At 67.8% G+C, this 22,322-nt stretch carries 22 protein-coding genes and 1 tRNA gene; 19 read left to right on the top strand and 4 right to left on the bottom strand.

Annotated features, from left to right (window positions below):
* The first annotated feature begins 17 nt into the window (after nt 1-17).
* The 8 genes from prmB (at nt 18) to N8888_RS13225 (ending at nt 8,024) form a co-directional block, all read left to right on the top strand.
* Nucleotides 18-947, top strand: coding sequence for a 50S ribosomal protein L3 N(5)-glutamine methyltransferase (gene prmB / locus N8888_RS13260; RefSeq protein ID WP_053516852.1), 930 nt, complete (start codon nt 18-20; stop codon nt 945-947).
* Nucleotides 944-2,047: a chorismate synthase gene (aroC, locus tag N8888_RS13255; protein ID WP_263175202.1), complete on the top strand. Its 1,104-nt coding sequence runs from the start codon at nt 944-946 to the stop codon at nt 2,045-2,047. The genes prmB and aroC overlap by 4 nt, the downstream gene beginning before the upstream one ends.
* Nucleotides 2,040-3,077 (top strand): 2-hydroxyacid dehydrogenase, encoded by a 1,038-nt coding sequence (locus N8888_RS13250; RefSeq protein WP_053516856.1) that lies wholly within the window; start codon nt 2,040-2,042, stop codon nt 3,075-3,077. Before aroC ends, N8888_RS13250 begins: the two co-directional genes overlap by 8 nt.
* A gap of 89 nt (nt 3,078-3,166) precedes the next feature.
* On the top strand, nt 3,167-4,195 hold the full coding sequence (locus N8888_RS13245; RefSeq protein ID WP_053516858.1) for an aspartate-semialdehyde dehydrogenase: 1,029 nt from the start codon (nt 3,167-3,169) through the stop codon (nt 4,193-4,195).
* Between the two features lie 70 nt (nt 4,196-4,265).
* Nucleotides 4,266-6,182 carry a motility hub landmark protein FimV gene (locus N8888_RS13240; RefSeq protein WP_065181846.1) on the top strand — a complete coding sequence of 639 codons (1,917 nt, stop codon included), beginning with the start codon at nt 4,266-4,268 and terminating at the stop codon, nt 6,180-6,182.
* A gap of 26 nt (nt 6,183-6,208) precedes the next feature.
* Entirely contained in the window at nt 6,209-6,568 is a 360-nt protein-coding gene (locus tag N8888_RS13235; RefSeq protein ID WP_074900255.1) for a VOC family protein, read from the top strand.
* Nucleotides 6,569-6,600: 32 nt separating this feature from the next.
* Nucleotides 6,601-7,371, top strand: a complete 771-nt coding sequence (truA, locus tag N8888_RS13230; protein ID WP_053520070.1) for a tRNA pseudouridine(38-40) synthase TruA — start codon at nt 6,601-6,603, stop codon at nt 7,369-7,371.
* Nucleotides 7,368-8,024 (top strand): phosphoribosylanthranilate isomerase, encoded by a 657-nt coding sequence (locus N8888_RS13225; protein WP_263175201.1) that lies wholly within the window; start codon nt 7,368-7,370, stop codon nt 8,022-8,024. The genes truA and N8888_RS13225 overlap by 4 nt, the downstream gene beginning before the upstream one ends.
* Before the next feature lie 23 nt (nt 8,025-8,047).
* Here N8888_RS13225 and N8888_RS13220 read toward each other — a convergent pair whose 3' ends face one another.
* Nucleotides 8,048-8,935 carry a LysR family transcriptional regulator gene (locus tag N8888_RS13220; protein WP_053520072.1) on the bottom strand — a complete coding sequence of 296 codons (888 nt, stop codon included), beginning with the start codon at nt 8,933-8,935 and terminating at the stop codon, nt 8,048-8,050.
* A 96-nt stretch (nt 8,936-9,031) separates the two neighbouring features.
* Here N8888_RS13220 and trpB point away from each other — a divergent pair, with 96 nt between their 5' ends.
* The 5 genes from trpB (at nt 9,032) to glmM (ending at nt 14,191) form a co-directional block, all read left to right on the top strand.
* Nucleotides 9,032-10,249, top strand: coding sequence for a tryptophan synthase subunit beta (trpB, locus tag N8888_RS13215; protein WP_263175200.1), 1,218 nt, complete (start codon nt 9,032-9,034; stop codon nt 10,247-10,249).
* Nucleotides 10,246-10,935: a hypothetical protein gene (locus N8888_RS13210; RefSeq protein ID WP_263175199.1), complete on the top strand. Its 690-nt coding sequence runs from the start codon at nt 10,246-10,248 to the stop codon at nt 10,933-10,935. The genes trpB and N8888_RS13210 overlap by 4 nt, the downstream gene beginning before the upstream one ends.
* A 1-nt stretch (nt 10,936) precedes the next feature.
* Nucleotides 10,937-11,746 (top strand): tryptophan synthase subunit alpha, encoded by an 810-nt coding sequence (trpA, locus tag N8888_RS13205; RefSeq protein ID WP_065174902.1) that lies wholly within the window; start codon nt 10,937-10,939, stop codon nt 11,744-11,746.
* 205 nt (nt 11,747-11,951) lie between these two features.
* Nucleotides 11,952-12,827, top strand: coding sequence for an acetyl-CoA carboxylase, carboxyltransferase subunit beta (gene accD, locus N8888_RS13200; protein WP_053520076.1), 876 nt, complete (start codon nt 11,952-11,954; stop codon nt 12,825-12,827).
* Nucleotides 12,827-14,191: a phosphoglucosamine mutase gene (gene glmM / locus N8888_RS13195; RefSeq protein WP_111186387.1), complete on the top strand. Its 1,365-nt coding sequence runs from the start codon at nt 12,827-12,829 to the stop codon at nt 14,189-14,191. The genes accD and glmM overlap by 1 nt, the downstream gene beginning before the upstream one ends.
* An 85-nt stretch (nt 14,192-14,276) precedes the next feature.
* Here glmM and N8888_RS13190 read toward each other — a convergent pair whose 3' ends face one another.
* The 3 genes from N8888_RS13190 to N8888_RS13180 are packed head-to-tail and all read right to left on the bottom strand — an operon-like array spanning nt 14,277 to nt 18,175.
* Nucleotides 14,277-15,134, bottom strand: coding sequence for a polysaccharide deacetylase family protein (locus tag N8888_RS13190; protein WP_065181850.1), 858 nt, complete (start codon nt 15,132-15,134; stop codon nt 14,277-14,279).
* Nucleotides 15,127-16,272: a glycosyltransferase family 4 protein gene (locus N8888_RS13185; RefSeq protein WP_053520079.1), complete on the bottom strand. Its 1,146-nt coding sequence runs from the start codon at nt 16,270-16,272 to the stop codon at nt 15,127-15,129. Before N8888_RS13185 ends, N8888_RS13190 begins: the two co-directional genes overlap by 8 nt.
* Nucleotides 16,273-16,291: 19 nt before the next feature.
* Nucleotides 16,292-18,175 (bottom strand): DUF3413 domain-containing protein, encoded by a 1,884-nt coding sequence (locus tag N8888_RS13180; protein ID WP_263175198.1) that lies wholly within the window; start codon nt 18,173-18,175, stop codon nt 16,292-16,294.
* Nucleotides 18,176-18,324: 149 nt separating this feature from the next.
* On the opposite strand from N8888_RS13180, the gene N8888_RS13175 reads away from it, so the two are divergent.
* From N8888_RS13175 to N8888_RS13150, 6 genes are all read left to right on the top strand, one after another.
* Nucleotides 18,325-19,302, top strand: coding sequence for an isopenicillin N synthase family dioxygenase (locus tag N8888_RS13175; protein WP_263175197.1), 978 nt, complete (start codon nt 18,325-18,327; stop codon nt 19,300-19,302).
* 623 nt (nt 19,303-19,925) lie between these two features.
* Complete coding sequence (gene tpiA / locus N8888_RS13170) at nt 19,926-20,681, top strand: triose-phosphate isomerase (protein ID WP_065175542.1); 756 nt, start codon at nt 19,926-19,928, stop codon at nt 20,679-20,681.
* A 33-nt stretch (nt 20,682-20,714) separates the two neighbouring features.
* Nucleotides 20,715-21,152, top strand: a complete 438-nt coding sequence (gene secG, locus N8888_RS13165) for a preprotein translocase subunit SecG (protein ID WP_065175541.1) — start codon at nt 20,715-20,717, stop codon at nt 21,150-21,152.
* Nucleotides 21,153-21,203: 51 nt separating this feature from the next.
* Nucleotides 21,204-21,288: transfer RNA gene (locus N8888_RS13160), tRNA-Leu, on the top strand.
* 111 nt (nt 21,289-21,399) lie between these two features.
* Nucleotides 21,400-21,756: an NADH-quinone oxidoreductase subunit A gene (locus N8888_RS13155; protein ID WP_053519909.1), complete on the top strand. Its 357-nt coding sequence runs from the start codon at nt 21,400-21,402 to the stop codon at nt 21,754-21,756.
* Nucleotides 21,747-22,301, top strand: coding sequence for a NuoB/complex I 20 kDa subunit family protein (locus tag N8888_RS13150; protein WP_005410463.1), 555 nt, complete (start codon nt 21,747-21,749; stop codon nt 22,299-22,301). Before N8888_RS13155 ends, N8888_RS13150 begins: the two co-directional genes overlap by 10 nt.
* Nucleotides 22,302-22,322: the final 21 nt, after the last annotated feature.

The following is a 22,322-nucleotide window of genomic DNA, read 5'->3' as shown; positions in this document are numbered from 1 at the left end:
TTGCCCGCAGTACCGCCATGACCGCTGAAACGGCCGCCGAACTCCACACGATCATCGACCTGATCCGCTACGGCACCAGCCGTTTCAACGCCGCCGGGCTGACCTTCGGGCACAGCTACGACAACGCCCTGGACGAGGCGACCCAGCTGGTGCTGCACAGCCTGCACCTGCCGCATGACCTGGGCCCGGCGTATGGCCAGGCGCGGTTGCTGCAGGAGGAGAAGGTGCGGGTGCTGGAGCTGTTCCAGCGCCGCATCGACGAACGTATCCCGGCCGCCTACCTGACTGGCGAGGCGTGGTTCGCCGGCCTGAGCTTCAAGAGCGACGCGCGCGCCCTGGTGCCGCGTTCGCCGATCGCCGAGCTGATCGAGTGTGGTTTCGAACCCTGGCTGGCCGGCCGCGACGTCAGCCGCGCGCTGGATCTGTGCACGGGTTCGGGCTGCATCGCCATCGCAATGGGCCACTATTACCCGAACTGGGAGGTGGACGGCGTGGACCTGAGCGACGACGCACTGTCGCTGGCCGAAGAGAACAAGGAGCGCCTGCAGGCGCACAACGTCACGCTGATCAAGTCCGACCTGTTCAGTGGCCTGACCGGCCGCCATTACGACCTGATCGTCACCAACCCGCCGTACGTCACCAACGACGAGACCGATGCCCTGCCGCAGGAATATTCCTACGAGCCGGAAATGGGCCTGCGTGCCGGCGATGACGGCCTGGACCTGGTGCTGAAGATCCTGCGCGATGCGCCGCTGCACCTGAGCGAGGACGGCCTGCTGATCTGCGAAGTGGGCGAGTCCGAGCAGCACCTGGTCAAGCTGCTGCCGGAAGTGGACTTCGCCTGGATCGAGTTCAAGGTCGGGCAGATGGGCATTTTCGCGGTCGAATGCCGCGAGCTGATCGCCCACAGCGCCCGCATCACCGAACTGGCGGCGCAACGGCCGTGAGCTCCAATTCGTTCGGTAAGCTGTTCACCGTCACAACGTTCGGCGAGTCGCACGGGCCGGCCATCGGCTGCGTGATCGATGGCTGTCCGCCCGGGCTGGCGCTGGACGCGGCCGAATTTGCCCACGATCTGCAGCGCCGTGCCACCGGCAAGAGCCGGCACACGTCGGCGCGGCGCGAGGCCGATGAGGTCGAGATCCTGTCCGGCGTGTACGAGGGCCTGACCACCGGCACGCCGATCGCGCTGCTGATCCGCAACACCGATCAGCGCAGCAAGGACTACGCGAACATCGGCCAGCAGTTCCGGCCGGGCCATGCCGACTACAGCTACTGGCACAAGTACGGCATCCGCGATCCGCGGGGCGGTGGCCGTTCCTCGGCGCGCGAGACCACCATGCGCGTGGCCGCGGGCGTGGTCGCCAAGAAGTGGTTGGCCGAGCGCTTCGGCGTCACCGTGCGCGGGTATCTGTCGCAGCTGGGCGGGATCACTCCTGCAGGTATCGACTGGTCGGCGGTGGAAGACAATCCGTTCTTCTGGCCGCACGCCGCGCAGGTGCCGGAGCTGGAGGCGTACATGGATGCGCTGCGCAAGTCCGGCGATTCGGTCGGCGCGCGCGTGGACGTGGTTGCCGACAACGTGCCCCCGGGCTGGGGCGAGCCGATCTACGGCAAGCTCGATGGCGAGCTTGCGGCGGCGCTGATGAGCATCAACGCGGTCAAGGGCGTGGAGATCGGCGACGGGTTCGCCAGCGCGGCCCAGAAGGGCACTGAACACCGTGACCTGCTGACCCCGGAGGGTTTCGCCAGCAATCACGCGGGCGGCATCCTGGGCGGCATTTCCACCGGCCAGCCGGTGGTTGCGTCGATGGTGTTGAAGCCGACCTCCAGCCTGCGCCTGCCGGGCCCATCGCTGGACACCGCCGGCAACGTGGTCGAAGTGGTCACCACTGGCCGCCATGATCCCTGCGTCGGCATCCGCGCCACGCCGATCGCCGAAGCGATGGTGGCGCTGGTGCTGATGGACCAGGCATTGCGTCACCGCGCGCAATGCGGCGATGTCGGCACCATCACGCCCCGCATTCCCGGGCAGGTCGATGGCTGAAACGCGGCCGACGGTGTGGGTGAGCCAGCCGCTGATCGAGGCGGCCATCGCGCCGCTGCGTGATCGCGTGCAGCTGCGCACCACCGACGCCGTCACCGTGTGGTCGCCTGAGCAGATCGCCGCACAACTGGCCAGCGCCGATGGCGCGATCATCACCCTCAACGAGCGTATCGGCGCGGCCGAGCTGGCCAATGCCTCGCGGCTGCAGGTCGTTGCCAACGTCGGCGTGGGCTACAACAACCTGGATGTGACCGCGCTCAGCGCGGCGGGCATCCTGGCCAGCAATACCCCCGACGTGCTTACCGAGACCACCGCCGATCTGGGCTTCGCACTGCTGATGGCCGCCGCGCGCCGGATCACCGAATCCGAACGCTGGCTGCGTGAAGGGCACTGGCAGCAATGGTCGTTCCAGACCATGCTCGGTGCCGACATCCACGGCAGCACCCTGGGCATTCTCGGCATGGGGCGGATCGGCCAGGGCATCGCCCGTCGCGGCGCGCATGGTTTCGGCATGAAGGTGCTGTACCACAACCGCTCGCGACTGCCAGCAGATGCCGAAGCAGCAGTCGGTGCCGCTTATGTCGATCTGGATACGCTGCTGGCGCAGTCCGACCATCTGGTGCTCGTGCTGCCTTACACCCCGGCCTCGCACCACCTGATCGACGCCGCTGCGCTGGCGAAGATGAAACCGACGGCCACGCTGGTGAACATCGCGCGCGGAGGCCTGGTCGACGAAACAGCGCTGGCCGATGCACTGGCCCATGGGCGCCTGGCCGCTGCCGGGCTGGACGTCTACGAAGGCGAGCCGGCCGTACGCCCGGAACTGCTGGCGCTGCGCAACGTCGTGCTGACCCCGCACATCGGTAGCGCTTCGCTGGCCACGCGTACGGCGATGGTGCAGCGGGCCGTGGACAACCTGCTGGCCGCGCTCGGCCTGGCCGGCGGGCCGGCGCACATGCCGAGCGCGATCAATGCCGACGCGGCGCTGGCCGCACGTGCCGCCCTGGGCAAAAAAAACGGGAAACGATAGGGAGCCTCCGCGCGTTCCGTCCGAGGAGGTTCCCCGAACCCAGCTGTCGTGCGTGAATTTTTCCCATCCGTTTTCTTGAGAGTTCCCCCATGAGCAATGCACAACGCCGCTTCCATGTCGCCATCGTCGGTGCCACCGGCGCCGTCGGCGAGACCATGCTGGCCATCCTGGCCGAGCGCGGTTTCCCGGTCGGAACCCTGAGCCTGCTTGCCTCCGAGCGTTCGGCCGGTGGTGAGGTCGAGTTCAACGGCGAGAAGGTCAGGATCCAGGACCTGGCGAGCTTCGATCCGAAGGGTGTGGAGATCGCCCTGTTCTCCGCAGGTGGCAGCGTCTCCAAGGAGTACGCACCGAAGTTCGCCGCCGCCGGTGCGGTGGTGATCGACAACTCCTCGGCCTTCCGTTACGACGATGACGTGCCGCTGGTGGTATCGGAGGTCAATCCGGACCAGATCGGCAATCGTCCGCGCGGCATCATCGCCAACCCCAACTGCTCGACCATGCAGATGCTGGTCGCGCTGGCGCCGCTGCATCGTCGCTATGGCATCGAGCGCATCAACGTCTCCACCTATCAGTCGGTGTCCGGCGGTGGACGCTCCGCACTGGAGGAGCTGGGCAAGCAGACCGGCCAGCTGCTGAGTTTCCAGGAGATCGATCCGCAGCGTTTCCCGGTGCAGATCGCCTTCAACCTGATCCCGCACATCGACGACTTCCAGGACAACGGATTCACCAAGGAAGAAATGAAGCTGGTGTGGGAAACCCGCAAGATCCTGGGCGACGACAGCATCCTGGTGAACCCGACCGCGGTGCGCGTGCCGGTGTTCTACGGCCATTCCGAGTCGGTGGCGATCGAGACCCGCGACAAGGTCACCGTGGCCGAGGCCCGTGCGCTGCTTGAACAGTCGCCCGGCATCGAGGTGGTCGACCGCCATGAAGCCGGCGGCTATCCGACGCCGGTCACCCACGCATCGGGCACCGATGCGGTGTACGTCGGCCGCATCCGCGAGGATCTGTCGCATCCGCGTGGCCTCAATCTGTGGATCGTGTCGGACAACGTGCGCAAGGGCGCAGCCCTGAACGCGGTGCAGCTGGCAGAGCTGGTCGCTGCCGAGCAGCGTTGATCGACAGCCCGGGCGCCCTGGGCTGCTCTGTGCGTGCGGACCCCGGTCCGCACGCTTTATAGTGTCGCCCATGAATAAACGGGCCAAGGGCGCATCGCGCCCGCTCACCTATCTGTCTGCCGCACTGCTGGCTCTGGCCAGCAGTCCGGTGTTCGCGCTGGGGCTGGGCGACATCCGCGTCCTGTCCAGACCCGGTCAGCCGCTGCTGGCGGAGATTCCGGTGGTGTCCGCCGATCCTTCGGAGCTGGAGAATCTGCGCGTGGCGCTGGCATCGCCAGCCACGTTCGAACGTGTCGGCCTGCAACAGCCGACCGGCCTGGTGGGCGAGCTCCAGTTCGAGCTGACCCGCAATGCGCAGGGGCGGGCCGTGGTGCGGGTCACCTCGCAGATGCCGGTGGAGACGCCGTCGCTGAGCTTCCTGGTCGAGGCCGACTGGGGGCAGGGACGGTTGGTGCGCGAGTATTCGGCCCTGATCGATGCGCCCTCCAGCGCGCTGGCCGTGGCGGAACCGGAAATCGTCGCACCGGCGGGCACGCTCTCCAATACCATCGCCCGCGATCCGCCCGCCGAGGCGGCGGTACCGGCGCCTGCACAGGGCGGGACGCCGGCCAGTGCGACCACGGCGGCTGCACCGGTGCGTCCGCGCGCTGCCGCTGCACCGTCGTTGCCGCCGGCTGCCGATGGCAGCATTACCGTGCAGCGCGGGCAGACCTTGTCGCAGATCGCCAGCGCGGTCGCCCGCGGCAACCAGGTCAGCCGCGACCGGGCGATGATTGCGCTGCTGCGTGCCAATCCCGAGGCCTTCATCCGGGGCAACATCAACCTGCTCAAACAGGGTGCGGTACTGCGCATGCCCGGCAGTGACGCGCTGGCGGCTGTGGATGCGGCCGAAGCCGGTGCCCTGGTCCGCGAACACGCCGCGCAGTGGCGGCAGGCGCGTACCGTGCCGCAGCCGGCAGGCGTTCCTGCACCTGCGGTCGCTGCGCGGGCCACTTCTCCGGCCGCCGCGGCCGGGGCACGACTTGAGATCGCCCCGGCGCTGGCGTCCGACGCCGCGCACGCGGGCACAACGACCGGCACCGGAGCCGGCAGCGAGGGTGACATGCTGGGCAACGAACAACTTCGCCAGGCGCGCGAGGACATCGCCACCCGCGATGCCGAGATCGGCGAGCTGAAACAGCGTGTGGCCGAACTGGAAACGCTGAAGGCACAGCAGCAGTCGCTGATCGCGATGAAGGACAACGACCTGGCGGCGGCCCAGCAACGGCTGGCACAGGCGCCGGGCGCGCGTGACGCCGGAACGCCGTGGTACTGGCTGGGACTGCCGGTGCTGCTGGTGCTGGCAGGCGCCGCATGGTTGCTGCGCCGTCGCAAGCCATCGCCGCTGCCGCCGCTGCGCGAGGAGGACGATGCTGCAGCTCTGGCGGCGGCCGTGCCGGCCGGTGCCGCGCTCGATACGCTGGCCGAGCAGTCTGCGTGGTCTACCGCCGATGCCGACAGCGGGCGCCAGGAGCCGGCGATGCCGGCCTGGGCGACGATCGCCGACGCCCGATCCGAAGACGGATCGGGCGGCACGGACAAGCAGCCGTCGGGCGATGGCAAGGACGAGGCACCGTTGCCGGAACCCGTGACCGACCTGCCGCGCTGGGACGAACCGGTGGACGAGAGGGGTGTTGGCCGGCCGACGGCCCAGGAAGCCGATTCCGGGGTTTCGGTCCCGGACTACGCGCTGCATGCCGAGCAGCAGCCGCAGTTCCGCGGCGTGTTCGACCTGCCCGCCGATCTGCAGGACAACGACGCCCCGTCGGTGGAGGATGCCGGCGACACCTGGTCGCCCCGCGCCGGGCAGGAACGCCTGGAGCTGGCGATCGCCTACCTGGATCTGGGCGACGCACAGACCGCGCGTACCCTGCTGCTGGAGGTTGCCGAAGGGGGCGACCCGGACTGCCAGGCGCAGGCGCGCGAGCTGCTGGCCCGGCTGCCGTGACCGATACCTTCGACAAGGACCCTGCCATGACCCGCGAGCGTCGCATCGACTATGTTGAGTTCGCGTCCCGCGACCCGGCCGCCAGCCGTGCCTTCTTCGAGAAGGTGTTCGGCTGGTCGTTCGTCGATTACGGCAGCGACTACACCGCCTTCGACGATGGTCGCCTGCAGGGGGGCTTCTTCCGCGGCCAGCCGCAACGCGCTACTGAAGGTGCCCCGCTGCTGGTGCTGTACGCCGATCAGCTGGCCCCCGCCGAAATGGCCGTGCGCCAGGCGGGTGGTGAGGTGGTGCGGCCGGTGTTCTCCTTCCCGGGCGGCAGCCGCTTCCAGTTCGTCGAACCCGGTGGCAATGAACTGGCGGTCTGGTCGGAACGCGATCCGGCCTGAGCGTCGTCCACTCCGCAACATCGAGGTAGCACATGCGTTATGCGCTTGGCGTCGAGTACGACGGCAGCGATTTCAGAGGCTGGCAGAACCTGGGAGAGGGCGGTCCCAGCGTCCAGGCCAGTCTTGAGCAGGCCCTGTCTTCGGTGGCCGACGCGCCGCTGCAGGTGGTCTGCGCTGGCCGAACCGACGCCGGCGTGCACGGCCAGTGCCAGGTCGTGCATTTCGATACCGACGTAGTGCGCGACCCGCGCGCCTGGATGCTGGGTACCACCACCCGCCTGCCGCGCTCGATCGCGGTGCGCTGGTGCGTACCGGTGGCGGAGGATTTCCATGCGCGGTTCTCAGCGCGGGCGCGCCGCTACCGTTACCGGCTGCTCAATCGCGAAGTACGGCCGGCGCTGGACCGGCAGACGCTGAGCTGGGAGCGTCGCGCACTGGACGCGACGCTGATGCACACGGCCGGGCAGGCGCTGCTGGGTGAGAACGACTTCAGCGCGTTCCGCTCGGTCCAGTGCCAGGCCCTGCATGCGCGGCGCGAGCTGCAGTCACTGCAGGTCAGCCGCCACGGCGAGGTGATCGAGGTGGCGGTACAAGGCAATGCATTCCTTCATCACATGGTTCGCAATATCGTCGGTTCGCTGATCCTGGTCGGCAGCGGCGAGAAACCGGTGGAGTGGATCGCCGAGCTGCTGGCCGGAAGGGATCGCACCGTAGCCGGTCCCACTGCACCGCCGCAGGGCCTGGTGTTTCTTGGACCGCTGTACCCCGACAACTGGCATCTGCCCGCCGAGGTCACGCTATGAGCCGCTCCTACTACCGTACACGCATCAAGTTCTGTGGAATGACCCGTGCCGGCGACGTGCGCCTGGCCGGCGAGCTCGGCGTGGATGCGGTGGGTTTCATCTTCGCCCGCGAGAGCAGCCGCCGGGTTGCGCCCGCCGAAGCGCGCGCGATGCGCCAGGCGATCGCGCCGATGGTCGACGTGGTGGCGCTGTTCCGCAACAACAGCAAGGAAGAGGTGCGCGAAGTGCTGCGCACCGTGCGGCCCACCCTGCTGCAGTTCCATGGCGAGGAGGACGAGAGCTTCTGCCGCAGCTTCAACATGCCTTACCTGAAGGCGGTTGCGATGGGGGGACGTGAGGAAGTCAACGCGCGTACCCTGCAACTGCGCTATCCGAGCGCGGCCGGCTTCCTGTTCGACAGCCACGCACCGGGTGGCGGTGGCGGTACCGGCGTTGCATTCGACTGGACCCGCATCCCGACCGGGCTGCATCGACCGTTCCTGCTGGCCGGCGGTCTGACCCCGGACAACGTGTACGACGCGGTGCTGGCGACCCTCCCGTGGGGCGTCGATGTCTCCAGCGGCATTGAACTGGAGCCGGGCATCAAGGACGGCTACAAAATGCGCACCTTCGTCGAGGAAGTGCGCCGCGCCGACTGCACCGTGCTGGAGTAGGACCGGGAGGCTGCGGCGTCACGTTACCTCAGCTGGGCCGCGACCCAGTCCGCCAGGGCGTCGACGCGTGCGTCGGCCTGGCCCTCCGGCCGCGCCAGGACCCAGAAGCCGCCCGTGGCGGCGAAACCCCATGGGGCCAGCAGCCGGCCTGCCGCGAGATCCTCAGCGACCAGCGGCTCCGGCGCGATCGCTGGACCCAGCCCGGCCACCGCCGCTTCCAGCAGGTAGTAAAGGTGTTCGAAACCCGTGCCCAGCCGCAGCCGGGCGGGGTCGAGATCGTGCGCCTGCGCCCACGTCGGCCACGCCTGTGGCCGTGAGCTGGTGTGCAGCAGCGTCTCCTGCAGCAGTGCCGAGGGCGGCACATGGCGCAGGCGCTGCGCCGCCGGATGTGACGGTGCCACCACCACGCCCACCCGCTCGGGCGCCAGCTCGCGCACCTGCCAGCCCCGTGGCCACGGCCCCTGCGCCAGCAGCAGGACCGCATCCAGTGCCGCCTGCGCCTCGGTGAAGCTGCCGTCCAGTGCCGACCACTGCAGGCGCACACCGGGCAGTGCGGCCTGCAGGGCGGGGAGGCGCGGAATCATCCAGCGCGCCAGCACGCTGCCGCTGCAGCCCAGTACCAGCGCTGGCGACGCCGCGGGCCGCCGCAGCTCGCGCACGCAGTCTTCGATGCCGGCGAAGGCTTCGCTGCAGGCCGCCTGCAACAGTGTTCCCGATGCGGTCAGGCGCAGGCCACGCCCGGCGCGCTGGAACAGGGCCAGGCCCAGATGATCCTCCAGCAGCTTCAGCTGCCGGCTGACTGCACCGTGGGTGACATGCAGGTCCTGCGCGGCGCGGCCCACACCGCCCAGACGGGCGGTGGCCTCGAACGCGCGCAGGGCATTGAGTGGCGGCAGCAGGGATCGGCTCATGTGAGATTTCCTGACGATATGTGCCAGATAATATCCATTTTCCGGTCATGACCCGTGCGCTAGAGTATCCACCTGTCTGAATCACCGGTCCCTGCCATGTCTGCCTCCCGCATTGCCGACTACCACGCCTTCCCGGATGCCCAGGGCCACTTCGGCCGCTATGGCGGCAGCTTTGTCGCCGAAACCCTGGTCGGTCCGCTGCAGGAGCTGGCCCAGGCCTATGACCAGGCCCGCCAGGACCCCGCGTTCCAGGCGGCCTACGACCGCGATCTGGCTCATTACGTGGGCCGGCCGAGCCCGATCTATCATGCCCAGCGCCTGAGCGACCACGTCGGCGGCGCACGGATCCTGCTCAAGCGCGAGGACCTGAACCACACCGGCGCGCACAAGATCAACAACACCATCGGCCAGGCGCTGCTGGCGGCGCGGATGGGCAAGACGCGCATCATCGCCGAGACCGGCGCCGGCCAGCATGGCGTCGCCAGCGCCACCGTTGCCGCACGCCTGGGCCTGGAGTGCGTGGTGTACATGGGCGCCACCGACATCGAGCGGCAGAAGATCAATGTCTACCGGATGAAGCTGCTCGGCGCGACGGTGGTGCCGGTCACCTCCGGTTCGGCGACCCTGAAGGATGCGCTCAATGAAGCGATGCGCGACTGGGTGACCAACGTGCAGGACACCTTCTACATCATCGGCACCGTGGCCGGCCCGGACCCGTATCCGCGCATGGTGCGCGATTTCAATGCCATCGTCGGCCGCGAAGCGCGCGAACAGATGCTGGCCGAGTACGGCCGGCTGCCGGATGCGATCACGGCGTGCGTGGGCGGTGGCAGCAACGCGATCGGCCTGTTCCATGCCTTCCTCAACGACCGCCAGGTCGAGATCGTCGGCGCCGAAGCGGCCGGTGACGGTATCAACACAGGCCGCCATGCCGCCTCGATCGCAGCAGGGCGTCCAGGCGTGCTGCATGGCAACCGCACCTACGTGCTGTGCGACGACGACGGCCAGATCATCGAGACCCACTCGGTGTCGGCCGGCCTGGACTATCCGGGGGTCGGCCCGGAGCACGCGTTCCTGGCCGACAGCGGGCGCGCGCGCTATCTCGGCATCACCGACGAAGAAGCGCTGCAGGCGTTCCATCTGCTGGCACACACCGAGGGCATCCTGCCGGCGCTGGAGTCCAGCCACGCGCTGGCGCAGGCGATCAAGCTGGCGCGCGAGCGTCCGCGCGACCAGATCGTGCTGTGCAATCTGTCCGGGCGTGGCGACAAGGACGTGCATACCATCGCCGCACGCGAAGGACTGGTGCTGTGAGTCCCATGCTGCGCCATGGTGGCGCGCTGGTACTGGCAGTGGGGCTGGGCGGCTGCACGCCGCCCGATCCGCCGGTGCTGGCGCCCGCGGCGACGTCTCCGGCGGCCATCGCCCCGGCCCGCCAGGTGGCCAGCAACGACGACGATGCCGCCCATCACCCGATCGAGGATGCACCGTTGCCTGCAGCAGGGGAGGTCACGGATGACGGGGCCGCGCCGACGGTGGCTTCGGTCGCGCTGGACCATGCCGGCGAGGTGCTGATCGGCCAGCCTTTCAGCGAACTGCAGGCCGAGGCGCAGTGGCACTCGGCTGGCCTCGCCGAGGCGACGGCCGGGCGCTGCGACTATTACGAGCGCGGCACGCTGCCCGAGGGCGTGGCGATGCTGGTGCAGGACGGCAACGTGGTGCGTTTCGACCTGGCTCCGATCGACGATTCGGGACTGGTGGTGACCCAGCCCGGGCCGTTCGGGCTGCGCCTGGACATGCCGCGTGCGCAGGTTCTGCAGCAGATGCCGCAGGGCGTCATCGCCGCTGCCCTGGGCGTTGATGCCGACGCCGGAGAATCCCTGCTCTGGCAGGACCCCGGTTCCGATCTGGCGATCCGCGTGGAGATCGTGGATGGCACCGTATCCAGAATGCATTGGGGCGCCAGCGGCGCCGTTGACCTGATCGAAGGATGTATCTGACATGCCCGTATCCCGACTCGACGCCTGTTTCCAGCGCCTGCGCGAACAGCAGCGCAAGGCACTGATTCCCTTCGTCACCGCTGGCGATCCTCTGCTGGAAGCAACCGTGCCGGTCATGCATGCACTGGTTGAGGCGGGCGCCGACGTGATCGAACTGGGGGTGCCGTTCTCCGATCCGATGGCCGACGGCCCGACCATCCAGCGCAGTTCCGAACGTGCGCTGGCGCGCGGTGCAGGCAGCCGTTACGTCCTGCAGGCGGTAGCGCAGTTCCGCCAGCGCGATGCGCAGACGCCGGTGGTGCTGATGGGCTATCTCAATCCTGTGGAGATCCATGGCTACGCGGCATTCGCCAAGGCCGCGGTGAGCGCCGGCGTGGATGGCGTGCTGCTGGTCGACCTGCCGCCGGAGGAAGCCGGCGAGGCCCAGCAGGCCTTTGATGCGGAAGGCCTGGCCCTGGTCCTGCTTGCCTCCCCGACCACCAGCCCGGCACGCGCGGACAAGCTGCTCGCGCTGGCGCGGGGCTACCTGTACTACGTCAGTTTTGCCGGTGTCACCGGTGCGTCCGACCGCCTCGACAGCGAGGCCGCCAGCGTACGCCTGCAGGCGCTGCGTGAACGGGCCACGGTCCCGGTGGTGGCCGGCTTCGGCATCCGCGATGCCGCCAGTGCGGCGGCCATGGCGCGCGAGGCGGACGGTGTGGTGGTGGGCAGCGCCCTGGTCGCGGCACTGGCCGAAGCGACCTCGGCCGAAGAGGCGGCCCAGCGGGCGCACGCATTCCTGGCGCCCCTGCGCCAGGCCCTGGACGCCTGACGGCAGCGCCCGGCCATGCCCGACGGTGCGCGCTACGGCGTATCCGCCGGGCGTGGCCCGGCGCTGCCTGCGCTAAACGTACGTCCCAGCATGGTTTTTCCGCCGCCGCCCACAGGCCGGCAAGGGGTGCACGGGCGGGGAAAGCGGAGCTAGACTGTCCGCCTTTGCGGCCCCCGGGCCGCCCTGAACGGAAGTGTCCTCCCGCATGAGTTGGCTCAGCAAGTTGATGCCGTCCGGCATCCGCACCGACAACACCCCCAGCAAGAAGCGCAGCGTCCCCGAGGGCCTGTGGGAAAAGTGCAGCAACTGCGGCAGCGCGCTGTACCGGCCGGAACTGGAAGAGAACCTGGAGGTCTGCCCGAAGTGCGGCCACCACATGGCGATCCGCGCACGCGCGCGCCTGGCTGCGCTGTTCGATGCGGACAGCACCACCGAGATCGGCGCGCGCCTGGGGCCGACCGACCTGCTGAAGTTCAAGGACCAGAAGAAGTACAGCGAGCGCATCAAGATCGCGCAGAAGAACACCGGCGAGTACGACGCGCTGATCGCCATGCGCGGCCTGCTCAAGGGCCGTCCGCTGGTCGCGTCCTCGTTCGATTTCGCCTTCATGGGCGGTTCGATGGGTTCGGTGGTCGGCGAGCGCTTCTCGCTGGCGGCCGAGGCTGCCGTGGAGATCGGTGCGCCTTACGTCTGCTTCTCCGCCAGTGGCGGCGCGCGCATGCAGGAAGGCCTGTTCTCGCTGATGCAGATGGCCAAGACCTCGGCTGCGCTGGGCAAGCTGCGTGAAGCCGGCCTGCCGTACATCTCGGTGCTGACCCATCCCACCACCGGTGGCGTATCGGCCTCGTTCGCGATGCTGGGTGACATCAACATCGCCGAGCCGCAGGCGCTGATCGGATTCGCCGGCCCGCGCGTGATCGAACAGACCGTGCGCGAAAAACTGCCGGAAGGTTTCCAGCGTTCGGAATTCCTGCTGGAGCATGGTGCCATCGACCAGATCTGCGACCGCCGCGAAATGCGTGACCGCCTGTCCGACCTGCTGGCGATGCTGGGCCGCCAGCCGGCGCCGGAGGTGGCTTGATGGGAGGCCGCAAGTACTTCGGTACTGATGGCATCCGTGGACGTGTCGGCGAGGGAGCGATCTCGGCCGACTTCGTGCTGCGCCTGGGCAATGCATTGGGCCGCGTCCTGGTGGCCCGGCACGGCCATGACGGGCGCCGCCCGATCGTGGTGATCGGCAAGGACACCCGCATTTCCGGCTACATGTTCGAGGCGGCGCTGGAGGCGGGCCTGGTCGCCGCCGGCACCGATGTGCAGCTGCTCGGCCCGATGCCCACCCCGGCGGTGGCGTTCCTGACCCGCACCTTGGGCGTTGATGCAGGCATCGTCATCAGTGCTTCGCACAATCCGCATTACGACAACGGCATCAAGTTCTTCTCCGCACAGGGCGAGAAACTGGACGACGCCACCGAACTGGCGCTGGAAGCCGCACTGGACGTGCCGTTCACCACGGCCGAATCGGAGCGGCTGGGCAAGGCGTCGCGCGCGCGCGAGGCGGTAGGCCGCTACATCGAGTTCTGCAAGGCCAGCGTGCCGCGTGCGTTCGATCTGCGTGGCGTACGTCTGGTGCTGGACTGCGCGCATGGTGCCACCTACCAGATCGCCCCGCTGCTGTTCCGCGAGCTGGGTGCCGAGGTCATCGGCATCGGTGCCGAGCCGAACGGGGTGAACATCAATGCCGGCGTCGGTTCGACCCATATCGACAACCTCGCCGCCAAGGTCCGCGAGACCCGTGCCGATCTCGGCATCGCCTTCGACGGTGACGGTGATCGCGTGCTGATGGCTGACGACCAGGGCAATCCGGTCGACGGCGATGACCTGCTGTACATCCTGGCACGCACCTGGCAGGCGGAAGGTCGCCTGCGTGGGCCGGTGGTCGGCACGCTGATGAGCAACTATGGACTGGAGAAGGCGCTGGCCGACCTGCAGATCCCGTTCCAGCGCAGCAACGTCGGCGACCGCTACGTGCACCAGGCGCTGATCGAAGGTGACGGCGTGCTCGGTGGCGAAGCCTCGGGCCATCTGCTGTGCCTGGACCGGGCCACGACCGGTGACGGCATCGTCAGTGCGCTGCAGGTGCTGCTTGCGCTGCGCAGCAGCGGACAGACGCTGCGGCAGGCGTTGCAGCCGCTGGTGAAGGTCCCGCAGAAGACGGTGAACGTGCGCTTGGGCAATGTCTCGGCCAAGACCACCGTGCAGGCCGAAAGCGTGCAGTCGGCACTGCTGGAGGCGCAGCAGGCCGTGGCCGGCCGTGGGCGCGCATTCCTGCGCCCGTCCGGCACCGAGCCGGTGGTGCGGGTGACGGTCGAGGCCGATGACGCAACACTGATGCAGGACACGCTGGATCGCCTGTCGGCCGCAGTGAAGGCCGCCGCCGCGGCCTGAGCCCGCAGGTGGTTCCGCAACGGACAACGCCCCGGACGACCGGGGCGTTTTCTGTTCAGAGGGCCGCTGCTGGGCCGAGGCGGACTCAGGGGCCCGGCACCATCTTCTTCTGGCGGGCCTTGAAGCCGTTGAACAGCGGCGCGATCAACGGGTTGTAGCTCTGCGCGATGCGCTTGCGCAACCAGCTGGCCGGCCGGTTGCGGATCGCGAAGCGGTAGATGCGTTCGGGATCGCCGCCGATCACGTTGCGGCCGAACGGGTGGGTGGTATGCAGGTAACGGAACCCCTGCTCGCGCGCGACTTCGACATGGTCATCGTCGAAGTCACCGTACGGCCAGCACAATGTGTCCGAAACTTCGCCCAGCTTGTCCTGCAGGACCTGGCGCGAGAGTGCCAGGTCGTTGCTGATGCCGGCCCGGCGCTGCGCGCGGTCCAGGTCTTCGCGGCGCAACCAGCGTGTATGGGTGTGGGTATGGCAATGCACCTCGAAGGTGCCCGCGTCGATCGCCGCGCGCGCTTCGCTCCAGCGCATCATCACATCGTCGCTGCGCCCCTGCTCGTAGATGGCGGCCTCGCAGCCGCGATGGTCCGGCGTTGCCGGCAGTACCGCGCCGGGCAGGCCTGCATGCGGCCGCACCGGGCCTTCGCCCATCCATCCGGTGACCACGAACACCACCGCGTGCATGCCGTACTTCTGCAGGATCGGATGCGCGTAGACCCAGTTGTCCAGGTAGCCATCGTCGAAGGTGATGACGATCGACCGGCGCGGCACCGGCCTGCCGGCCAGGAACCCGGCGTACTGCTCCAGTGTCAGTGAGGTCCAGCCACTGTTGGCCAGCCAGGCAATCTGGCTTTCGAAATTCTCCGGCGACACCGTGATCATGCCGGGCGACGGACTGACGTGATGGTGCATCAGCACCGGTACGGTTCGGGCATCAGCCATGTCCCAGCTCCTTCAGCCACTGGCGGTAGTAGTGTTCGGTGGTCTCGCCGTGGCCGGTGGGTGTGAAGCGGTGCGCAGCGCGCATCCATTCCCAGCCGGCACGGCCCATCTGCCGGCGCCGTTCCGGATCGTCCACCAGCAGGCGCAGAGCGCCCGTCAGGGCAGCATTGTCGCCCAGCCGGGTGAGGATCGCATTGCTGCCGTCCACGACCATCTCCGGCACGCCACCAACCCGCGTCGCCACGATCGGCACGCCGACGTACGCCGCTTCCAGAAACACGGTGCCGGCGGCTTCCTTGTGCGAGGCGAGGGCGAAGATATCGAAGCCGGCCATCAGCCGGCAGGCGCCGTCGCGGTAGCCGAGCAGGTGGACCTGCGACTGCAGGCCGTGCTCGGCGCACATCGCCTGCAGGCGCTCCATCACCGGCTGCCCGTCGCCGATCACCACCAGGTGCAGGTTCGGATTGGCCTTGCACAGCGGCACCATTGCCTGCAGCAGATCGGCATGGCCCTTGGGCTCGCGCAGCACCGCCACGCAGCCGACCACGATGTCCTGTTCGCCGAAGCCGAGCTCGGCACGGACTTCGGCACGCACGTCCTGCAGGCACTGCCACGGATCTTCCTTGCGGATATCGGTCCAGCGCGGTGGAACCGCGATCGGCGGCACGATGCCGATGCGCTCAGCGGGAATGCCACGGTCGGCCAGCAGCTGCTTGACGAAGCTGCTGACGGTCAGCACCCGGTGCGGCAGGCCGGTATAGGTCAGCAGCGAGTTGACCGGACTCATCAGGTGGCGCGAGCGCACCACCAGCGGCGCACCGCCGAGGCGGGCGCCGGCGGCGGCAATCAAGGCGTCGCGACGGCTGGTGGTGTTCACCACGTCATAGCGTTCGCGGCGCACCAGGCGCGAAACCGACCAGATGCCGCGCAGCAGGCGCGCCAGCCCTCCCATGCGCAGCGTATGCACGGTGAAGCCGTCATCGCGCGCCAGCTGCGCCAGCCGTGCCTCGGGCTGGCACAGCAGCGAGACGTCGTGGCCGCGCGCGCGCATGGCCTGCATGTGGCGGAAGATGTAGATCTCCTGCCCGCCCATTCCCTTGGCGGCTTCGGTGTGCAGGATGCGCAGCGAACGTTTCATGCGGACTCGATCCTTGATATCAACGATTGCGGAAGCGCGTCAGCGCTTCCCAGGCGGAACGGATCGCGGCTGCGTCCGGCGCCTGTTGTGGCAGTGGGCGATAGTGCCGATCCAGCGCGGTGGCATTGCCGAACTTGTCGAACACGTAGAGGGCATCGCCGTGGCGGACGGCGCGCTGCGACCAGCTCTCCACCACCAGGGCACGGAGCCCTTCCGGGGCCGCCAGCAGATCCTGGCCGGTGCTGTAGTCGGCCAGCGGGTTCTCGCAGCCCAGGGCGTGCCGCATCAGCGTGGGCACCCAGTCCTCATGCGAGCTGGTGCGCGCATCACGGCCGCTGGCCTCGCCCGGCCAGTGCAGCACGAACGGCACCTGCAACTGGTAGTCGGAGAAGTTGCCGTTGTGGCCCCAGTAGTTCAGCGCGAGGTCGTTGAACTCCTCTGCGTGATCGCCAGTGACCAGCACGATGGTGTCCTGCTCCAGGCCCTGCGCACGCAGGGTATCGAGCAGCGATCCGACCAGGCTGTCGGCGTAGTGGACGGAGGTGTGATAGCGGTTCAGTTCCGGCGTCGGATCGTGGTCCGGCCCGAACTTGAGGAAGTCGATGTCCGCGGCCATCGGCGTGGCCAGGGGCGGATAGTCGGCCGGCAGGTGGTAGGGCGCGTGGGTGGAGTCGAGGAACACGAAACCGAACCACGGGCGCTGCGCGGCCTGGCTGTTACGGATGTCCTGCTGCAGCGACGCGACGATGGCACGGTCGCGGCCATCGGGCTTCAGTGCCGACGGCCCCTGGTGCAGCTGGTCACGGACATCGGCGAACACGTTGCGGTCGAATTCCGGGCTGTACATCGGCGCGCTGCCGTACAGGTGCAGGTCATAGCCCTGCTGTCCCAGGACCTGGAACAGCTGCGAGCCACGCTGCTCGTCAAGCATGCTTGCCCAGTAGCCACCGGGAAGTCCGTAGAGCAGGCCGAACAGGCCGTAGCGGGTGGCGTTGCCGGTACTGAAGTGATGCTCGTAAACGCGGGAGGACTGCGCCAATGCCGTGGTGTTCGGCATGATCTGTGGCGTCAGCACATCGTGGCGGAGTGATTCGAGTACCACCATCAGCACGTTCGGCCGCTGGTGGCTCTGGCAGCGCAGCGGATGCAGCGGGTAGTGCAGCTGGGCATGGCGGGGATCGGGCAGGCCCGCCTGCTGCTGGCTGACCACGCCCAGGCGACGCATGAAGCTCTTGGCGGTGATCGGCTGCGCCCAGGGCAGGTAGTTCCACTGGCTGATCACGTCACGCTCGCCGCGTGCATCGTAATAGGCGGTCGCCACCTGGCCACCTGCCATCAGCAGGATGACCAGTGTCCATGCCTGCAGGACGTGGCGCCGTCGGGGCAGGGCGGGCAGCAGCTTCCAGCAGGCCCACGCCAGCAGGGCTTCGGCGGCGAAGATGGCCGATACCAGGGCGATCGCCTGCAGCCAGGTCTTCCACGACAGCGCGACCTGATCGTGCAGCGCGCCGCCGAACACCATGTTCGCCACCATGGCATTGAGGTGGAAGCGGTACAGCGCGAACACCTTGGCATCGACCAGCAGCAGGCACAGCCACAGGCCCTGCAGCACCACCGCGCCGATGCTCAGAGGACGCGCGCTGCGGGCCCACAGTCCGAGCAGTAGCGGCAGCAGGCCGGCCAGCGCGCCGAACGCCAGCAGGTGGCCGGGCAGGGCAACGGCCAGATACGCCAGGCCGACGGGGCCGCCGGGGTTGTCCCGCAGCGGCACGTTCCCCAGGGTGATGACGGCTGCCAGTACGGCGTTTGCCGCCACGAACAAGGACCACCAGGCCAGCCGGCGCCAGTGCTGGGTACAACCGGGTCGGGAAGCTGGATCGGCGGCGGGTGGAGCGGAGGGCATCGTCGGTACGTGTTCAGCAGGAGCGGGACAAGGGGGCGGCGCCGCCGCGGCCGGCGGATCCGCGCGCGGGTCGCGCATTGTATCGGTTTGTTTCAACGTATCGGTGTCGACCTGCGGGCGATCTGTCACAATGTTCAGGTGGGCCCTGAATGCGGCGGCCCTCCAGACCCAATGACAAGCCAGGAACCGCTGTGAGCCAGATCCCGACCCTCGACATCACCCGTTTTGACAGCGACCGCGAGGCCTTCGTGGCCGAGCTGGGGGCGGCCTATCGCCAATGGGGATTCGCGGGCATCCGCAACCACGGCATTCCGCAGGCCGACATCGACGCGGCCTACGATGTCTTCAAGGCCTTCTTCGCCCTGCCGGAGGAGATCAAGCGGAAGTACCACGTGGCCGGCGGGGGCGGTGCACGTGGCTATACCCCGTTCGGCGTGGAAACCGCGAAGGGGGCCAAGCACTTCGATCTGAAGGAGTTCTGGCACATCGGCCGGGAGATCGGCGACGACTCCAGGTACCGCGACGTGATGCCGCCGAACCTGTGGCCGACCGAGGTCGAGGGCTTCCGTGAGCGGGGCTACGGCCTGTACCAGGCGCTGGACAACCTCGGGTCGCGCGTGCTGTCGGCGCTGGCGCTGCACATCGACCTGCCGGAGGATTTCTTCGCCGACAAGACCAATTTCGGCAACTCGATCCTGCGCCCGATCCATTACCCGCCGATCACCACCGACGACATTCCCAACGTGCGTGCCGGTGCGCATGGCGACATCAACTTCATCACCCTGCTGGTTGGTGCCAGTGCGGCGGGCCTGGAGGTGCAGTCGCACGATGGCAAGTGGGTGCCGTTCACCTCGGATGCGGACACCATCGTGGTCAACATCGGCGACATGCTGCAGCGCCTGACCAATCACGTGTATCCCTCCACCATCCATCGCGTGGTCAATCCCCCGGGCGAGCTGGCCCGCCAGCCGCGCTACTCGGTGCCGTTCTTCCTGCACCCGAACCCGGACTTCCTGATCGACGTGCTGCCGTCCTGCATCACCCCGGAGAACCCGAGCCGGTATCCGGAGCCGATCACCGCCCACGGCTTCCTCGAGGAACGCCTGCGCGAGATCAAGCTGAAGTAATGAAAAGGCCGCCGCGAGGCGGCCTTTCCATTACGGGTAGCGCCGGGCCGTGCCCGGCGAGCCAAAGCCAAAGCGGCTCTGGGATGTTCAGTGGGGAGGCGGGGAGGCGTCGGATGGCGGGGACGCCGTAAACCCATCCCTGGGGGCTTGGCCGCGGCATCCATGCCGCGGACACCCCGCCATCCGACACCTCCCCGCCTTCGACAGTTTCCCGGTGACGGGTGGATGAGATCTGTCACACCGAGGTGGGGCAGGGGGGCAGATCCGGATCTGACCCCGGTAGTCACCTGCAATGCCGCTTTTGCCTTTGATCTTCTTTTCTCTTTCCGTGGCGGGCGGAACCGCCGGAATGTGTCAGAAGCCGGGCGGGTGGGGCTGCGCAGGGGCGTGAGCCGCATGGATGCGGCGACCGAGCTTACAGGGACGTACTTGCAGCGTCCCCTGCGCAGTCCCGCCCGCCCGGCCAGGCCGATCAACTACCCGGGGCTCCCCGCGACCAACCCCACCCCCGCCACGAGGGGCCGCGCCGTTGGCTGGAGATCCATGTAACCGCTTACACGGAAACGGATTTTTGCCGTAACGGGTATCATGACCGGCTGACTTCACACAGGAGCCACCCGCTCATGCGCCGCAAGATCGTCGCCGGAAACTGGAAGCTGCACGGCAGCCGTCAATTCGCCAATGAACTGCTGGGGCAGGTGGCTGCGGGGCTGCCGCTGGACGGGGTCGATGTCGTCATCCTGCCGCCGCTGCCGTACCTGGGCGAGCTGGTCGAGGAGTTCGGCGCGACCGGCATGACCTTCGGTGCCCAGGACGTGAGCAGCAACGAGAAGGGGGCCTACACCGGCGAAGTGTGCGCGGCCATGCTGCACGAGGTCGGTGCCCGTTACGGCCTGGTTGGACATTCCGAGCGTCGCCAGTACCACCACGAGAGCAGCGAACTGGTTGCCCGCAAGTTCGCCGCTGCCCTGCATGCCGGCCTGGTGCCGGTACTGTGCGTGGGGGAAACCCTGGAGCAGCGCGAGGCCGGACAGACCGAAGCGGTCATCGCCAGCCAGCTGGCGCCGGTGCTGGATCTCGTCGGCGCCGACGGTTTCGCCAGCGCCGTGGTCGCCTACGAGCCGGTCTGGGCGATCGGCACCGGCCGCACCGCGAGCAAGGAGCAGGCACAACAGGTGCACGCGTTCATCCGTGGCGAAGTCGCGCGCATCGATGCTAGAATTGCTGATTCACTGCCCATTCTTTACGGCGGCAGCGTGAAGCCCGACAATGCCGGGGAACTGTTCGCGCAGCCGGATGTCGATGGTGGGCTGGTCGGCGGCGCCTCCCTGGTGGCCGCGGACTTCCTGGCCATCGCGAAGGCGGCGGCCGCGAACTAAATCCTAGAAGTATTGTCCGAGGGCGGATTTCCAATGCTGATGTTGATCCTCAATGTCGTCTACGTGCTGGTTGCCGTAGCCATGATCGCGCTGATCCTGATGCAGCGTGGCTCGGGCGCAGCGGCTGGTTCGGGCTTTGGTGCCGGTGCCTCGGGAACGGTGTTCGGTGCGCGTGGCGCCTCGAACTTCCTGTCCAAGTCGACCAAGTGGCTGGCCGTGGTGTTCTTCGGCATCAGTCTCTTCATGGCCTGGTATGCCGGCCACGGCAGCCGTCCTGCCGCCGAGCAGGACCTGGGTCTGATGTCCGCCCCGGCGGCCAGCGCTCCGGCCGCCCCTGCGGGCGAACTGCCGGCCGTTCCGAAGGCCGATGAGGTCCCGGCAGCCCCGGTTCCGGCGGCGACTGTGCCGGCTCAGGCGGAATCTTCGGTTTCTGGTGAAGAAAAGCCGTCGGAAGGCTCCCAGAAAGACTGAAGCCGGTTACAATACGCGGCGCATCGGGAAAATAGTCTGATGTGATCGTTTGCCCAGGTGGCGGAATTGGTAGACGCACTACCTTGAGGTGGTAGCGACGCAAGTCGTAGGGGTTCGAGTCCCCTCTTGGGCACCATTTGTAAGTAAAGCGGGTTCACCTGGCGCGCAATGCGCCAGGGCGATTCCCGTCCACTCCCCCATGCCAAAGCGCCTGCAGGCGCAGCGGCAGAGGCAAGAGAGAATCGCTGTGCTGGCCGAATATTTGCCGTCTCTGCTGTTTCTGATCGTTGCCACCGGTATCGGCGTCGTGCTGATGCTGGTCGGCCGACTCCTCGGTCCCCGTCGCCCTGATCTGGAAAAGCTCTCGCCGTACGAGTGCGGCTTCGAGGCGTTCGAAGACGCGCGCATGAAGTTCGATGTGCGCTATTACCTGATCGCGATCCAGTTCATCGTCTTCGACCTGGAAATCATCTTCATCGTGCCGTGGACCCAGGTCTTCATGGAGCTGGGTGCCCGTTCGCTGGTCACCATGGGCCTGTTCGTCGGCATGCTGTTCCTCGGTTTCATTTACGTCTGGAAGAAGGGAGCGCTGGAATGGGAGTGATTCAGACGCTCGATGGCCTGATGAACAATCCGACCCCGGAAGGGCGGGTTGATGACATCCTGCGGCCGGAAGGCGACAATCCCCTGCTGGAAAAAGGCTTCGTCACCACCAGCGTCGACGCCCTGCTGAACTGGGCGCGTACCGGCTCGATGTGGCCGATGACCTTCGGCCTGGCCTGCTGTGCCGTGGAGATGATGCACGCCGGCGCCGCGCGCCTGGACCTGGACCGCTACGGCGTGGTGTTCCGCCCGTCGCCGCGCCAGTCCGACGTGATGATCGTCGCCGGTACGCTGGTCAACAAGATGGCCCCGGCACTGCGCAAGGTCTACGACCAGATGCCCGACCCCAAGTGGGTGATCTCCATGGGCAGCTGTGCCAATGGCGGTGGTTATTACCACTATTCCTATTCTGTCGTGCGCGGCTGTGATCGCGTGGTGCCGGTGGACGTCTACGTCCCGGGCTGCCCGCCGACCGCCGAGGCGCTGGTGTACGGGATCCTGCAGCTGCAGAAGAAGATCTGGCGTACACAGACCATCGCCCGCTGACCCCTTCACCTGACAAGAGCG

This window comes from Stenotrophomonas maltophilia (assembly GCF_025642255.1).
Taxonomy (GTDB): Bacteria; Pseudomonadota; Gammaproteobacteria; order Xanthomonadales; family Xanthomonadaceae; genus Stenotrophomonas; species Stenotrophomonas maltophilia_P.
Note: the sequence above shows the minus strand (reverse complement) of the source record. Positions and strands in the feature narration are given on the sequence as shown.

Excerpts from the sequence above, each read along its gene's own strand:
- prmB (WP_053516852.1), top strand. The coding sequence starts at position 18 with ATGACCGCTGAAACGGCCGCCGAACTCCACACGATCATCGACCTGATC.
- N8888_RS13250 (WP_053516856.1), top strand. The coding sequence starts at position 2,040 with ATGGCTGAAACGCGGCCGACGGTGTGGGTGAGCCAGCCGCTGATCGAG.
- N8888_RS13245 (WP_053516858.1), top strand. The coding sequence starts at position 3,167 with ATGAGCAATGCACAACGCCGCTTCCATGTCGCCATCGTCGGTGCCACC.
- N8888_RS13240 (WP_065181846.1), top strand. The coding sequence starts at position 4,266 with ATGAATAAACGGGCCAAGGGCGCATCGCGCCCGCTCACCTATCTGTCT.
- N8888_RS13235 (WP_074900255.1), top strand. The coding sequence starts at position 6,209 with ATGACCCGCGAGCGTCGCATCGACTATGTTGAGTTCGCGTCCCGCGAC.
- truA (WP_053520070.1), top strand. The coding sequence starts at position 6,601 with ATGCGTTATGCGCTTGGCGTCGAGTACGACGGCAGCGATTTCAGAGGC.
- N8888_RS13225 (WP_263175201.1), top strand. The coding sequence starts at position 7,368 with ATGAGCCGCTCCTACTACCGTACACGCATCAAGTTCTGTGGAATGACC.
- N8888_RS13220 (WP_053520072.1), bottom strand. The coding sequence starts at position 8,935 with ATGAGCCGATCCCTGCTGCCGCCACTCAATGCCCTGCGCGCGTTCGAG.
- trpB (WP_263175200.1), top strand. The coding sequence starts at position 9,032 with ATGTCTGCCTCCCGCATTGCCGACTACCACGCCTTCCCGGATGCCCAG.
- trpA (WP_065174902.1), top strand. The coding sequence starts at position 10,937 with ATGCCCGTATCCCGACTCGACGCCTGTTTCCAGCGCCTGCGCGAACAG.
- accD (WP_053520076.1), top strand. The coding sequence starts at position 11,952 with ATGAGTTGGCTCAGCAAGTTGATGCCGTCCGGCATCCGCACCGACAAC.
- glmM (WP_111186387.1), top strand. The coding sequence starts at position 12,827 with ATGGGAGGCCGCAAGTACTTCGGTACTGATGGCATCCGTGGACGTGTC.
- N8888_RS13190 (WP_065181850.1), bottom strand. The coding sequence starts at position 15,134 with ATGGCTGATGCCCGAACCGTACCGGTGCTGATGCACCATCACGTCAGT.
- N8888_RS13185 (WP_053520079.1), bottom strand. The coding sequence starts at position 16,272 with ATGAAACGTTCGCTGCGCATCCTGCACACCGAAGCCGCCAAGGGAATG.
- N8888_RS13180 (WP_263175198.1), bottom strand. The coding sequence starts at position 18,175 with ATGCCCTCCGCTCCACCCGCCGCCGATCCAGCTTCCCGACCCGGTTGT.
- N8888_RS13175 (WP_263175197.1), top strand. The coding sequence starts at position 18,325 with ATGCGGCGGCCCTCCAGACCCAATGACAAGCCAGGAACCGCTGTGAGC.
- tpiA (WP_065175542.1), top strand. The coding sequence starts at position 19,926 with ATGCGCCGCAAGATCGTCGCCGGAAACTGGAAGCTGCACGGCAGCCGT.
- secG (WP_065175541.1), top strand. The coding sequence starts at position 20,715 with ATGCTGATGTTGATCCTCAATGTCGTCTACGTGCTGGTTGCCGTAGCC.
- N8888_RS13150 (WP_005410463.1), top strand. The coding sequence starts at position 21,747 with ATGGGAGTGATTCAGACGCTCGATGGCCTGATGAACAATCCGACCCCG.